Below are 14,381 nucleotides of genomic sequence, written 5' to 3'. Positions count from 1 at the left end.
GACCTTGCGGGCAGGGCAGCCCTGCCCGGGCCGCGGGTTACTGGTTGAGGCGCTTGTCGATCAGGCCCTGGACCACGCTCGGGTCGGCGAGGGTGGAGGTATCTCCCAGGTTGTCCAGTTCGTTGCAGGCGATCTTGCGCAGTATACGCCGCATGATCTTGCCTGAGCGGGTCTTGGGCAGGGCCGGGGCCCACTGGATCAGCTCTGGCTTGGCGAAACTGCCGATCTCCTTGCTGACCAGCGCCAGCAGCTCGGCCTTGAGTGCATCGTTCGGGGTGACACCATTCATGGGGGTGACGAAGGCATACACGCCCTGGCCTTTGAGGTCGTGCGGGTAACCCACCACTGCGGCCTCGGCGACACTGTCGTGCAGCACCAGCGCGCTCTCCACCTCGGCGGTGCCGATGCGATGGCCCGAGACATTGATCACATCGTCGATGCGCCCGGTGATCCAGTAGTCGCCGTCGGCGTCGCGGCGGGCACCGTCGCCGGTGAAGTAGTAGCCGGGCAGGGGTTTGAAGTAGGTGTCGACCATGCGCTGATGATCGCCATAGACGCTGCGGATCTGTCCCGGCCAACTGGCCTTGATCGCCAGCAGCCCGGCGCCGGGGCCTTCGATGAGCTTGCCCTTTTCGTCCAGCAATACCGGCTGCACGCCGAACATGGGCTGGGTGGCGCAGCCGGGCTTGAGGCGCGGGGTGCCGGGGAGCGGGGTGAGCATGATGCCGCCGGTCTCGGTCTGCCACCAGGTGTCGACGATGGGGCAGCGCTTCTGCCCGACCGCCTCGAAATACCACTCCCAGGCTTCGGGGTTGATCGGCTCGCCGACGCTGCCGAGCAGGCGCAGGCTCGCGCGTGAGGTGCCTTGCAAGGGGCCCGGGCCTTCGCGCATCAAGGCGCGCAGGGCGGTGGGCGCGGTATAGAAGATATTCACCCGGTGCTTGTCCACCACCTGCCAGAAGCGCGAGGTGTCGGGGTAGTTGGGCACGCCCTCGAACATCAGCGAGATCGCTCCGTTGGCCAGCGGGCCGTAGACGATGTAGCTGTGGCCGGTGACCCAACCGACATCGGCGGTGCACCAGAACACCTCGCCGTCGCGGTAGTCGAACACCACCTTGAAGGTCAGCGTGGCCTGCAGCAGGTAGCCGGCGGTGGTGTGCAGCACGCCCTTGGGTTTGCCGGTGCTGCCGGATGTGTAGAGGATGAACAGCGGGTCTTCGGCGGCCATGGGTTCGGGCGGGCAGTCATCGCCGGCCTTTTCGGTGGCCTCGTGGTACCAGAGGTCGCGGCCATCGCTCCAGGCCACATCGCCGCCGGTGCGTCGCACCACCAGCACGCTGCTGACATTGGGGCAACTGGCCAGGGCTTTGTCGACGTTCTGTTTGAGCGGTATGCGCTTGCCGCCACGCACCCCTTCGTCGGCAGTGATCACGGTGCGGCAGTCGGCGTCGAGGATGCGGTCACGCAGGGCGTCGGGCGAGAACCCGCCGAACACCACCGAGTGGATGGCGCCGATGCGTGTGCAGGCGAGCATGGCGTAGGCGGCTTCGGGGATCATCGGCATGTACAGGCAGACCCGGTCGCCTTTCTTCACCCCGCGCGCTTTGAGCGCATTGGCCAGGCGGCAGACCTGGCGGTGCAGTTCGCGGTAGCTGATGGCCTTGCTGTCGTTCGGGTCGTCGCCTTCCCACAGCAACGCCGTCTGCTCGCCGCGCTGGGCCAGGTGGCGGTCGATGCAGTTATAGGAAACGTTGAGCTGGCCGCCGTCGAACCAGCGCGCCGTGCCGGTTTTGAGGTCGCATTGCTGCACGCTGGCCCAGGGCTTGATCCAGGCCAGGCGTTTGGCCTGTTCGGCCCAGAACGTGTCGGGGTCGTCCACCGACTGGCGGTAAAGGCGGCGGTACTCGTCGTCGGTCAATTCGGCGGCCTGGCAGACGGCCAGGGCCTGGGGGTAATTGCGGATATCGAACATGGCGGGTGGTCCTGCTCTTGTAGGGGAGTGGGACTGCGGCGGCTATTCGATGGACAGTGTAGAAGGTGGGGGTGTTCCCCGAGCTGAAAAGCATCGCGGGGCAAGCCCGCTCCCACGATGATCTTCCATTTGTCGTGGGAGCGGGCTTGCCCCGCGATTTGGGTGTTACCGGTGAATCAACCGCGGTGACGGCCGCGGAAGTAGTTGATCAGGCCCTGGGTCGAGCCGTCCTCGGCGCTGTCTTCCAGGCTGCCGACCAGGCGCTGGTACACGCCCTTGCCCAGCTCCTTGCCCAGCTCCACGCCCCACTGGTCGAAGGCGTTGATACCCCAGATCACGCTCTGCACGAAGACCTTGTGCTCGTACATGGCCACCAGCGCGCCCAACCGGCGCGGGCTGATGCGCTCGACCACCAGGGTGTTGCTCGGGCGGTTGCCCGGGATCACCTTGTGCGGGGCGAGCTTGGCGATGTCGGCTTCGTTGAGGCCCTTGGCGCGCAGTTCGGCTTCGGCTTCCTCGCGGGTCTTGCCGAGCATAAGCGCCTGGCTCTGCGACAGGCAGTTGGCATACAGCCACTGGTGATGGTCGGCCACCGGGTTGAAGCTCACCACCGGCACGATGAAGTCGGCCGGGATCATCTGGGTGCCCTGGTGCAGCAACTGGTGGTAGGCGTGCTGGCCATTGCAGCCCACGCCGCCCCAGATCACCGGGCCGGTATCGGTTTTCACCGGGGTGCCGTCGGTCAGCACGCTCTTGCCGTTGGACTCCATGTCCAGTTGCTGCAGGTGCTTGGTGATGTTGCGCAGGTAGTGGTCGTACGGCAGGATCGCGTGGCTCTTGGCGCCCCAGAAGTTGCCGTACCACACGCCCAGCAGGGCCAGCAGTACCGGCATGTTCTTGTCGAACGGCGCGGTCTGGAAGTGCTGGTCCATGGTGTAGGCGCCGGACAGCAGCTCCTTGAAGTTGGCGGTGCCGATGGCCAGGGCGATCGGCAGGCCGATGGCCGACCACAGCGAGTAACGCCCGCCGACCCAGTCCCACATCGGGAAGATGTTTTCTTCGCGGATGCCGAAGGCCACGGCGGCGGCCTTGTTGCTCGACACGGCGATGAAGTGGCGGTACAGCTCGGCTTCCGAACCACCCTGGGCCAGGTACCAGGTACGGGCGGCCATGGCGTTCTTCAGGGTTTCGAGGGTGTTGAACGATTTCGACGAGACGATGAACAGGGTGGTCTCGGCGCGCAGGTTGGCCGACAGTTCATGGAATTCGCTGCCGTCGATGTTGGCCAGGTAGTGGCAACGCACACCGCGCTGGGCATAGGGCAGCAGCGCCTCGGAGACCAGCTCCGGGCCGAGGAACGAGCCGCCGATGCCGATGTTGACCACGTCGGTGATCGGCTTTTCGCTGTAGCCGCGCCACAGGCCGTCGTGGATGCGGCCGACCAGCTCGGTGATCTGGTTCAGCACCTTGTGCACTTCCGGCATCACGTTGGCGCCGTTGACGCTGAGCTTGTCGCCGACCGGGCGGCGCAGTGCGGTGTGCAGCACCGGGCGGCCTTCCGAGCCATTGATGATTTCGCCGCTGAACATCGACTTGATGGCGTCGCCCAGCTCGACTTCGTTGGCCAGGTTGACCAGCAGTTCGCGGGCTTTTTCGTCGATGAGGTTCTTCGAGTAGTCGAGGAACAGCCCGCAGCAGCTCAGGGAAAACTGTTCGAAGCGCTTGCCGTCGGCGGCGAAGGCATCGCGCATGCTGAAGCCCTGCATGGCGTCGCGGTGTTGCTGGAGCGCCTGCCAGGCGGGCAGCGCCGTCACATCGTGGGGAGTACGGTAATACGCCATTGCGGATGGTTTCCTTGGTGCATGGTCAGGCTATGACACTGGCGATCTTTGCCAGTTGCAAGCTGCTCATTATAGGCATTGGTCGCGAAGCGGGAATGGGGGGCGGGGCATGAAATATTGCAGGTACAGGTTTGTGCGTGGGAGCGGGCTTGCCCCGCGATACCGGCGTAGCCGGTGCCATCCATCGCGGGGCAAGCCCGCTCCCACGGAGCCTCTACAAATCATCTGGTTAAGAGCGCTGGATCAGGCGGACGGCTCTTCCAGGTGTAGGTACAGGTTGTCGATCAACCGAGTGTTACCCATGTACGCCGCCGCAATCACCACCAGGTCACGGTCGTCGACCTGTGCCGGGCGCAGGGTCAGTGCATGGCGTACCTCCAGGTAGTCCTTGCGGAACCCCGCGGCTTCAAGTTGCGCCTGCCCGTCACCGATCAACGCCGCGAAATCACGCTGGCCACGGCGGATCGCCTCGGCCATGGCGCTGAGCACGCGGTACAGCGCAGGCGCCGCCGCGCGCTGCTCGGCGCTGAGGTAACCGTTGCGCGACGACAGCGCCAGGCCGTCTTCGGCGCGCACGGTCGGCTCGCCGATGATCTGGATCGGCATGTTCAGGTCGCGCACCATGGCGCGGATCACCGCCAGTTGCTGGAAGTCCTTCTCACCGAACACGGCAAGGTCAGGCTGGACCATGTTGAACAGCTTGCTGACCACGGTCGCCACGCCTTCGAAGTGCCCGGGGCGGCTGGCACCGCACAGGCCTTCGGACAACTGCGGCACGCTGACCCGGGTCTGCACGGCCATGCCATCGGGGTACATCTCCTCGACGGTGGGGGTGAACAGCAGGTGGCAGCCCGCCTCGAGGAGTTTTTCCTGGTCGGCGACGAGGGTGCGGGGGTATTTGTCCAGGTCTTCGCCGGCACCGAACTGCAGCGGGTTGACGAAGATGCTGGCAACCACGAAGTCGGCACGCTGGGTGGCCTTGGTCACCAGCGCGGCGTGGCCGCTGTGCAAGTTGCCCATGGTCGGCACGAAAGCGATGCGCTTGCCCTCGCCACGGGCGCGGGCCACGGCGGCACGCAGTTCAAGGACGGTCTTGACGGTATTCATGCGCTGAACCCATGTTCACTGGCGGGGAAGCTGACGTCTTTCACGGCTTGCACATAGGCTTTGAGCGCGCTGTCGATGTCCGGCTGACCGGCCATGAAGTTCTTCACGAACTTCGGCACGCGGCCGCTGAGGGACAAGCCCAGCATGTCGTGCAGTACCAGTACCTGGCCATCGGTGGCGCTACCGGCACCGATACCGATCACCGGAATGGCCACCGCCTGGGAGATCTCTGCGGCCAGCTCGCTGGGCACGCACTCGAGCAGCAGCATGGCGGCGCCCGCTTGCTCCAGGGCGATGGCATCGGCGCGCATCTGCCGTGCCTGGGCTTCCTGGCGGCCTTGGACCTTGTAGCCGCCGAGCACGTTGACGGTCTGCGGCGTGAGGCCCATGTGCGCGCACACCGGCACGCCACGCTCGGCCAGCAGGCGGATGGTCTCGGCCAGCCAGGCGGCGCCTTCGATCTTGACCATATGGGCGCCGGCGCGCATCAGCTGCGCGGCATTGGCAAAGGCCAGTTCCGGGGTGGCGTGGGCCATGAAGGGCAGGTCGGTCAGGATCAGCGCGCCGTCGTTGCCGCGTTTGACGCAGGCGGTGTGGTAGGCCATGTCGTCGTTGCTGACGGGCAGGGTGCTGTCATGCCCTTGCAGGACCATTCCCAGGGAATCGCCCACCAACAGGACTTCCACGCCGGCTTGGCTTGCGGCCTTGGCGAAGGTGGCGTCATAGCAGGTCAGCATGGTGATTTTTTCACCCTTGGCCTTCAGGCCATGCAGGGTGGTCAGGGTTACTTCAGGCATGTAGGGGCATCCTCGTTCAGGCGCTGTGAAAAACAACTGCGTACAACGCGTGTATTCATCAAGCGGAGCGGCACATCATCGGCTGTGATGTTCGGGCACAGGTCCGTCCGGGCCTAAATGGGTGATTGCGGCATAGTGGCGCCGCGGGACGCCTATAGTCGTGAGCGAGGTGGGGGAAGTCAATGACCCGTGTTACCGCATTGTTACGCGGTGGGTGTTACTGGCGTTACCGCCGTCTGAAACGCCCGGTTTACAGGCGTTCCAGGCCGACGAACGGGCAGTCCTGAAGCAATTGCTGCAGGCTGCGGCCATCGGCGAGGCGGAAGTCGGCGTCGACCAGCTCGGCGAGCGGGTAGAGCACGAAGGGGCGGGCGTGCATGTGGTAGTGCGGTACTTTCAGGCGCGGTACGTCGATGAGCTGGTCGCCGAACAGCAGCATGTCCAGGTCGAGGGTACGCGGGCCCCAGCGCTCCTTGCGGACCCGGCCCTGGTCGTTCTCGATGGCTTGCAGGGCGTCGAGCAGGTCAAGCGGCGTCAGCCGGGTATCGATGGCCGCCACGGCATTGGTGTAGCGCGGCTGGCCGGGCAGCAGCGAGTCGCTGGTGTAAAGCGCCGAAGCAGCCGCCAGGCGCGTATCGGCCACTGCATCCAGCGCCTGCAGGGCGCTGCGCAGCTGCTCGGCAGGCGCATCGAGGTTGCTGCCCAGGCCGATGTAGGCGCGGGTGGTCATGCTCAGTCCCACGCCTGTTCGTCGTCACGCTTGCGTTTGCCGGGGCTGCGCTTGCGTTTGCGCGGGCCGGCGCCGGTGCTGGCACCGTCGTCGCGGTTGCCCAGTTCGCGGATCATGTCGCGGCGCTGGCTGTCATTGGCGTCCTGGTAGTCGGTCCACCATTGGCCCAGGCCATCGGTTTCCTCGCCAGCGCTTTCACGCAGCAGCAGGAAGTCGTAGCCGGCGCGGAAACGCGGGTTGTCGAGCAACATGTCGGCACGCTTGCCGCTGCGGCGCGGCAGACGCTCCTGCATGTCCCAGATCTCGCGGATCGGCAGGGTGAAGCGCTTGGGAATGGCAATGCGTTGGCACTGCTCGGCGATCAGGTCGTGGGCCGCGCCATTCATGGCCGGGATCGGCGGTACGCCTTGGCTCTGCAGGTGCAGCGCGCGGCCTGGCAGGGCGGGCCAGAGCAGGGCGGCGAAGAGGAACGCAGGCGTGACCGGCTTGCCCTGCTTGACGCGCAGGTCGGTGTTGGCCAGGGCCTGGCTGATCAGCGTGTGGGTGTAGGTCGGGCGCTCTTCCAGGGCATGGGCACTGGCAGGGAACAGCGGGTCGAACAGCTCCAGGTCGACCAGCATTTCGAAGGCCAACGCGCCCTGGCCGTTGAGGAACAGCTTGAGGGTTTCTTCGAACAGCCGTGCCGGCGGGATCTCGCGCAGCAGCTTGGCCAGCTGGCGGATCGGTTGCACGGTGTGCTTTTCGATGCCGAAGTTCAGCTTGGCGGCGAAGCGCACGGCGCGCAGCATGCGCACCGGGTCTTCCTGGTAGCGGTGCGTCGGGTCGCCGATCAGGCGCAGCAGGCGGTTGCGCACATCGTGCACGCCGTTGGCGTAGTCGAGCACGCGCTCGTTGACCGGGTCGTAGTACAGGGCGTTGATGGTGAAGTCGCGGCGCTGCGCGTCTTCCTCGAGGGTGCCGTACACGTTGTCACGCAGGATGCGGCCGCTGGCATTGTGCGAGGAGCGGTGGCTGTCGGCCTGGTCCTCGTCCGAGTGCGGGGCACGGAAGGTGGCGACTTCGATGATCTCGCGACCGAAATGCACGTGGACCAGCTTGAAGCGCCGGCCAATGATGCGGGCGTTGCGGAACTCGGCGCGCACCTGTTCGGGGGTGGCGCTCGTGGCGACGTCGAAGTCCTTGGGCGTGATGCCCAGCATCAGGTCGCGCACGCAGCCACCGACCAGGTAGGCCTGGTAGCCGGCCGCCTGCAGGCGCTCGACGATGCCCACGGCATGGCGGCTGAACTGGCTGCGCTGCAGCGAGTGCTGGCTCTTGTTGATCACTTCAGGCGTGGTGCGCCTGTGGTGCTGGCCGGGGACCGGCGGGCGGAACGACTGGAACAGCTTCTTCAGCATGGGATGCACTGTTTGAAGGAATGTTCGGCCAAGGATAGGAGAATGGCCGCATGATGGGCGGGGATTCTAGCATTTACTGGGGGAATGGTGTAGGCGGCGTGCCAAGGGGCGTGGCAGACGCCCAGAAACGACAATGGGGAGCCGAAGCTCCCCACCAAGTCGTTGTGTGCTCTTATTGTTTTTCTGCTGGGCTTCTTGTTTTTGTTGAGTGCCCTGTTCACAAATCTCGAAGCTTGTGAACGACCCCTAAACCAGGGGTGAAGAGCAAACGGATTGCTTTGGTCGCCGAGATGATGCTGATCTTTCGATCCAATCAGTGCAGGTGCTGCTTTTGAGTGCAGTTTTTGTTGTTCTCTGTCTGATCGTGGGGCAAGCCCCAAACACAGCTCCTCTCCAAAAGAATCAGTTAGCTGCGCCTCCGCCGTCTTGTTTTTATTGTGCGTGAGCCGTTTCGTCTTGTTCTTATTCTGAGTTGCAGTGCTTGTTATTGTTCTTGTACCAGACATATAGCAGATGCCGTGCCAACTTTTGAAAAGCCAATGAATCCGGGGGGTTCGTCGTTTCTGGCAGGCTTTGCAGGCGGGCGAATGTGGAAATTTCGTTACCTTAAGCCTCGGTGGCTGTTACGCCTGAAAGCCGAGGTAACAGATTTTTGCGGGAACTGATCTGTTACCGCGTGTTCCCCAAAAGCATCGCGGGGCAAGCCCGCTCCCACGTTTGGTGCCCCATCTGGAGCAGCTGGCGTGGGAGCGGGCTTGCCCCGCGATAGGTTTCGTTGAATCAGTTGTCGCTGGTGGCGTTGCTCTTGCGCCGCGGAATGCCCAGGCGCTGGCGACGCTCCCACAGGCACTTGCGGCTCACGCCCAGCTTGCGCGCCAGTTCCGTCTCGGTCATGTGGTCCTGGTGCTCCAGGACGAAGTGCTGGAAGTAGTCCTCCAGCGACAGGTCTTCGGTGGGCTCGTGGCTGGCGTTGCCGGCACCGTTGCTGACCAGGGCGGGCAGGTGGGCCAGGCCATCGACCTCTTCGAGGTCGCTGAGCTCGATGTCTATGCCCAGCAGGTCGGCCGAAATCTCCGCGCTCTCGCTCAGGATCACCGCGCGCTCCACGGCGTTCTCCAGCTCGCGCACGTTGCCCGGCCAGCTGTAGTGACGAATGGCCTGTTCGGCTTCGTGGGAGAAGTGCAGGTCGTCGCGGCCGATGCGCGCGCTCTGGCGGGCGAGGAAGGTGTCGGCGATTTCGTTGACGTCGCTGCCGCGCTCGCGCAGGGCCGGCAGCTTGAGCGCAATCACGTGCAGGCGGTAATACAGGTCTTCACGGAACTGGCCGGCCTTGGCCAGGTTCTTCAGGTCGCGGTGGGTCGCGGCGATCAGGCGCACATCGACCTTTTGCGACTGTACCGAGCCGACCCGGCGGATCTCGCCTTCCTGCAGCACACGCAACAGGCGGGCTTGTGCCTCAAGCGGCAGCTCGCCGATCTCGTCGAGGAACAGGGTGCCGCCATCGGCCGCTTCGACCAGGCCGGCACGGCCGGCACTGGCACCGGTGAACGCGCCTTTTTCGTGGCCGAACAGTTCGGATTCGATCAGGGTTTCCGGGATCGCCGCGCAGTTCACCGAGATCATCGGTGCCTTGGCCCGGCGCGAAAGATTGTGCAGGGCGCGGGCGACCAGCTCCTTGCCGGTGCCCGACTCGCCCTGGATCAGCACGTTGGAGTCGGTGGGCGCGACCTTGCGGATCTTGACGAACAGGTCCTGCATGGGCGCGCAGGAACCGATGATGCCGATTTCGCCATTGGCGGCTGCGGGGCTGGACTTGTCCGCGCCGGCCTTGCCATTGGTGGTGCGCGGTTCGGCGATTGCTGTTGCGGCCGGCGCGTTCTGCCGGTCACGCAGGATGCGCGCGACGGCTTGCAGCATTTCGTCGTGGTCGAAGGGCTTGGCGATGTAGTCCACCGCGCCCATTTTCATCGAGTCCACCGCCGAGCGCAGGCTGGCGTAGCTGGTCATGATCAGCACCGGCGTGCCCTGGCCAAGCTTGATCAGCTCGGTGCCCGGGGCGCCGGGCAGGCGCAGGTCGCTGACGATCAGGTCAAAGGTGGCGATGCTGAAGCGTTCCTGGGCTTCCTGCACCGAGCCGGCTTCGCTGACCTGGTACTGGTTGCGTTCGAGCAGGCGGCGCAGGGCCGAACGGATGATGGTTTCGTCTTCGACGATCAGAATGTGCGGCATTGATTCAATTCTCTCGACGGTCTCGAATTACAGGGGACGTCGCTACGACATGCCGGGGCAGGGTCACGCGGATCCGGGTACCACGTTGGCGCTCGATGTCGGCCGGGCTGTCGATGGTGATTTGCCCATAATGCTCTTCCACGATGGAATAGACCAGAGCGAGCCCCAGTCCGGTTCCCTCGCCTGGGTCCTTGGTGGTGAAGAAGGGTTCGAACAGGCGGTCCATGATGCTTTTCGGGATGCCGCTGCCCTCGTCCTCGACGATCAGGTCGACGGTGTGATCGCTGACTTCGCTGCGCACGCGCACGGCGCTGCCGGCCGGGGAGGCGTCGCGGGCGTTGGACAGCAGGTTGATCAGCACCTGGGCCAGGCGCTGCGGGTCGCCCTCGGCCCAGTGGTCGGGGTCGCAGAGGTTGAAGAACTGTACTTCGAAATTGCGCCGGTTCAGCGCCAGCAGACCAATGGCGTCCTGCGCCACTTCGGCGAGGCACACCGGCTCCTCGCTGTTCTGCTGGCTGCCGCCGGCATGGGCGAAGCTCATCAGTGACTGGACGATGCGCGACACGCGCTTGGTCTGTTCGAGAATCTGGCTCGACAGCTCGATGATCTCGCCATCGCCCTCGCGTTCTTCACGCAGGTTCTGCGCAAGGCAGGCGATGCCGGTGATCGGGTTGCCGATCTCGTGGGCTACGCCTGCGGCCAGGCGGCCGATGCTGGCCAGGCGCTCGGAGTGCACCAGCTTGTCTTCCAGCGCCTGGGTTTCGGTGAGGTCCTCGACCAGCAGCACCAGGCCGCTGTTGCCCGGTGCCAGCGGCTCGTCGATGGCCGCCTTGTGCAGGTTGAGCCAGCGTGGCTGGCCATCGAGGGCCAGGCGCTGCTTGTGCAGGTGCTCGTCGGGTACGTTGATGAAGCCCTGCAGCAGGCCGCGCCAAGGCTCGGCGATGGTCACCAGGCGCGAGCCGACCACGTGCTTGGCGGCGATGCCGGTCAGCTCTTCCATCGCCTTGTTCCACATCAGGATTTCCTGGTCCTTGGCCAGCGAGCAGACGCCCATGGGCAGCTCCTGCAAGGTCTGGCGGTGGTAGCGGCGCAGGGCGTCGAGCTCGGCGGCGAGGCCGGTCAGGCGCGAGTGGTAGTCCTCGAGGCGGCTCTCGATGAAGTGGATGTCTTCGGTGACGTAGTTTTCGTTGCCGGACTTGTACGGCAGGAAGGTCTCGACCATGTCCTGCGCCACGCTCGGGCCCATCAGGCCGGAGAGGTTGGCTTCGATGCGGTCGCGCAACCGGCGCAAGGCGTAGGGGCGGCGCTCGTCGAACGGCAGGTAGAGGTCACGCAGGGCCTGCTCGACTTCCTTCTGCGCGGCCTTGGCGCCCAGTGGCTTGGCCAGTTGGGTGGCGAACTCCTGGGGCGAGGCGGCGTGCAGCTCGCGGCGTTGCGGGCGACGCACGTTGTCCACCGCGCAGGCTTCGGCGGCACTGACTTCTTCGCTGCTGGCATTGGTGAACAGCGAAATCAGGGTGAACAGCAGGACGTTGGCCGCCAGCGAAGCAATGGCCGCCATGTGCCAGCTGGTGTCGTCCAGCACGTAGATCATGTCCAGCAGCGGAATGTAGAAGCCCTGCAGGTTGCCCAGCAGCGGCAGCAGCATGGTCACCATCCACACCAGCATGCCGGCCAAAAGGCCCGCGATGAAGCCGCGGCGGTTGGCGGTCGGCCAGTACAGCACCGACAGCACGCCGGGCAGGAACTGCAGGGTGGCGACGAAGGCGACGATGCCGAGGTTGGCCAGGCTCTGGTGGTTGTTCTGGGTCAGGTAGAAGACGAAGCCGGCGGTGATGATGGCGACGATCAGCGCCCGGCGGGTCCACTTCAGCCAGCGGTAGATGTTGCCTTCGGCCGGTGGCTGGTACAGCGGCAGCACCAGGTGGTTCAGAGCCATGCCCGACAGTGCCAGGGTGGTGACGATGATCAGCCCGCTGGCGGCCGACAGCCCGCCGACGTAGGCCAGCAAGGCCAGGGCCTGGTTGTTGGCGGCGATGCCCAGCCCCAGTGTGAAGTACTCCGGGTTGGTGCTGGCGCCCAGGCGCAGGCCGGCCCACAGCACCAGCGGCACGGCCAGGCTCATCAGCAGCAGGAACAGCGGCAGGCCCCAGCTGGCGCTGACCAGCGAGCGTGGGCTGAGGTTTTCGGTGAAGGCCATGTGGTACATGTGCGGCATGACGATCGCCGAGGCGAAGAACACCAGCAGCAGGGTGCGCCACGGGCCCTCCTGCAGTGGTGTGTGCAGGGCGGCGAGGGCGGTCTGGTTCTGCAGCAGCCACACTTCCAGCCCGTGCGGGCCACCGAACACGCCGTACAGCGCGTAAAGGCCGATGCCGCCCAGGGCCAGCAGCTTGATCACCGACTCGAAGGCGATGGCGAACACCAGGCCCTCGTGCTTCTCGCGGGTGGCGATATGGCGCGAGCCGAAGAAAATGGTGAAGAGGGTGATCAGCGCACAGAAGGCGAATGCCACCCGCGCCTTGACCGGCTCGCCGGTGAGGATGCTGATGGAGTCGGCCACCGCCTGTATCTGCAGGGCCAGCAAGGGCAGCACGCCGATCAGCATGAAGATGGTGGTCAGCGCGCCGGCCCAGGTGCTGCGGAAGCGGAACGCCAGCAGGTCGGCCAGCGACGAGAGCTGGTAGGTGCGGGTGATCTTGAGGATCGGGTAGAGCAGCACCGGTGCCAGCAGGAACGCGCCGGACACCCCCAGGTAACAGGCGAGGAACCCATAGCCATACTGGTAGGCCAGCCCCACCGAGCCATAGAAGGCCCAGGCGCTGGCGTAGACGCCCAGCGACAGGGTGTAGGTCAGCGGGTGGCGAATGACCGAGCGCGGGATCAGCCCGCGTTCGCTGATCCAGGCCACGCCGAACAGCACCAGCAGGTAGGCGGCGCTGATCAGGATCATCTGGGTCAGGCTAAAGCTCATCGGCATCTCGTTGGCTCTGCAGGATGAATGTGACGACGATGAGGATCAGCCAGAGCAGGTAGGGGCGGTACCAGGCTCCGGTCGGCTCGATCCACCAGTCCATGATGGCCGGGGAGAACAGGTAGATCCCCACGACCAGAAGCAGGACCAAACGATAGATGTACATGCTGGCCTCGAAGGTTGGGCGCTGCGGGTTTGGACTTATTATTGGTGCAAATGGCGCAGGCGATGCTAGCGGGTATCGGTGGGGTTAGCCAAGGGTTTGAATTTGCTGGGCTTTTGAACTTGGTTTCGCTTGTTCTGGCCCTGTCGCGGGGCAAGCCCGCTCCCACGCAGACCGCATTGCTACCGTGGGAGCGGGCTTGCCCCGCGATGGCCTCACCGTATATCGGCTTCGGGCACCGTCATCTGCCGCGCAATATTCTCCGGCCGCCACTGCTGCCGCGCCACCGCCAGCACTTCGGCCGGGCTGGCGCTCACCAGCGCCGGGTCGGTCTGCTGGCCCAGCGCGCGCAATGCTCGCAGCAGCAGTGGTGTAGCCTGGTCCGGCTCCAGCGGCGGCGAGCGGTACGACTTGCCCAGCTTGTGCCCGTCGGGCTGGACGATCAGCGGGATATGCAGGTAGCGCGGCTGCGAGAAGCCCAGCAGCTCCTGCAGGTAGAGCTGGCGCGGTGTGTTGTCCAGCAGGTCGGCGCCGCGCACGACATCGGTCACCCCCTGCCAGGCATCGTCCAGCACCACGGCCAACTGGTAGGCGTAGAGCCCGTCGCGGCGCTGGATGACGAAATCGCCCACTTCGCGCCCCAGGTGCTGCTCGAACCGGCCTTGAACCCGGTCATCGAAGCGGTAGATCAGCTCCGGCACCCGCAGGCGTATCGCCGCGCCTTCGCGGGCATGCCCGGCATTGCGGCAAAAGCCTGGGTAGATGCCGTGATGCCCCTCCAATTGCTTGCGCGAGCAGGTGCAGGCATAGGCCAGGCCCATGTTGAACAACCGGTCGACGACGGCAGCATAGGCGTCGTGGCGCTGGCTCTGGCAAACCACCTCGCCATCCCACTCCAGCCCGTAACGTTCAAGGGTCTGCAGGATGGCATCACGGGCGCCGGGCATCTCGCGTGGCGGGTCGGTATCCTCCATGCGCAGCAGCCAGCGGCCGTTGACGGCGCGGGCGTCGAGCCAGGAGGCGAGGGCGGCGACCAGCGAGCCGAAGTGCAGGTAACCGCTGGGCGTGGGGGCGAAGCGTCCGATGTAGGGGGCTGGGGTCATGGGCTGTGCGGGCTATATAAATGAAAACGGGGCGTATCTGATGTGGGAAGGGGCAAGCCCGCTCCCAC

The 14,381-nt window shown here is 65.2% G+C and carries 10 protein-coding genes; all 10 read right to left on the bottom strand.

Going from position 1 to position 14,381, the window contains the following annotated elements:
• Positions 1-37: 37 nt before the first annotated feature.
• Positions 38-1,972: an acetate--CoA ligase gene (gene acs / locus F6X61_RS00650; protein ID WP_153784938.1), complete on the bottom strand. Its 1,935-nt coding sequence runs from the start codon at positions 1,970-1,972 to the stop codon at positions 38-40.
• Between the two features lie 176 nt (positions 1,973-2,148).
• Positions 2,149-3,813, bottom strand: a complete 1,665-nt coding sequence (pgi, locus tag F6X61_RS00645) for a glucose-6-phosphate isomerase (RefSeq protein ID WP_153784937.1) — start codon at positions 3,811-3,813, stop codon at positions 2,149-2,151.
• A 243-nt stretch (positions 3,814-4,056) separates the two neighbouring features.
• On the bottom strand, positions 4,057-4,920 hold the full coding sequence (gene panC / locus F6X61_RS00640; RefSeq protein ID WP_153784936.1) for a pantoate--beta-alanine ligase: 864 nt from the start codon (positions 4,918-4,920) through the stop codon (positions 4,057-4,059).
• A complete protein-coding gene (panB, locus tag F6X61_RS00635) occupies positions 4,917-5,717 on the bottom strand; it encodes a 3-methyl-2-oxobutanoate hydroxymethyltransferase (RefSeq protein WP_153784935.1) in 801 nt (266 codons plus the stop codon). The genes panC and panB overlap by 4 nt, the downstream gene beginning before the upstream one ends.
• Before the next feature lie 250 nt (positions 5,718-5,967).
• Positions 5,968-6,447 (bottom strand): 2-amino-4-hydroxy-6-hydroxymethyldihydropteridine diphosphokinase, encoded by a 480-nt coding sequence (gene folK / locus F6X61_RS00630; protein ID WP_153784934.1) that lies wholly within the window; start codon positions 6,445-6,447, stop codon positions 5,968-5,970.
• 2 nt (positions 6,448-6,449) lie between these two features.
• Complete coding sequence (locus F6X61_RS00625; RefSeq protein ID WP_153784933.1) at positions 6,450-7,844, bottom strand: polynucleotide adenylyltransferase PcnB; 1,395 nt, start codon at positions 7,842-7,844, stop codon at positions 6,450-6,452.
• 780 nt (positions 7,845-8,624) lie between these two features.
• Positions 8,625-10,073 (bottom strand): sigma-54 dependent transcriptional regulator, encoded by a 1,449-nt coding sequence (locus F6X61_RS00620; protein WP_153784932.1) that lies wholly within the window; start codon positions 10,071-10,073, stop codon positions 8,625-8,627.
• 4 nt (positions 10,074-10,077) lie between these two features.
• The gene (locus tag F6X61_RS00615; RefSeq protein WP_167409865.1) at positions 10,078-13,053 is read right to left on the bottom strand and encodes a sensor histidine kinase; all 2,976 of its coding nucleotides are present in this window, start codon (positions 13,051-13,053) and stop codon (positions 10,078-10,080) included.
• Entirely contained in the window at positions 13,037-13,213 is a 177-nt protein-coding gene (locus tag F6X61_RS00610; RefSeq protein ID WP_003250005.1) for a hypothetical protein, read from the bottom strand. Before F6X61_RS00610 ends, F6X61_RS00615 begins: the two co-directional genes overlap by 17 nt.
• Positions 13,214-13,425: 212 nt before the next feature.
• A complete protein-coding gene (gene gluQRS / locus F6X61_RS00605; RefSeq protein ID WP_153784931.1) occupies positions 13,426-14,313 on the bottom strand; it encodes a tRNA glutamyl-Q(34) synthetase GluQRS in 888 nt (295 codons plus the stop codon).
• Positions 14,314-14,381 lie beyond the last annotated feature (68 nt).

Origin of the sequence: Pseudomonas sp. EMN2, assembly GCF_009650555.1 — a bacterium.
Lineage (GTDB): Bacteria > Pseudomonadota > Gammaproteobacteria > Pseudomonadales > Pseudomonadaceae > Aquipseudomonas > Aquipseudomonas sichuanensis.
Note: the sequence above shows the minus strand (reverse complement) of the source record. Positions and strands in the feature narration are given on the sequence as shown.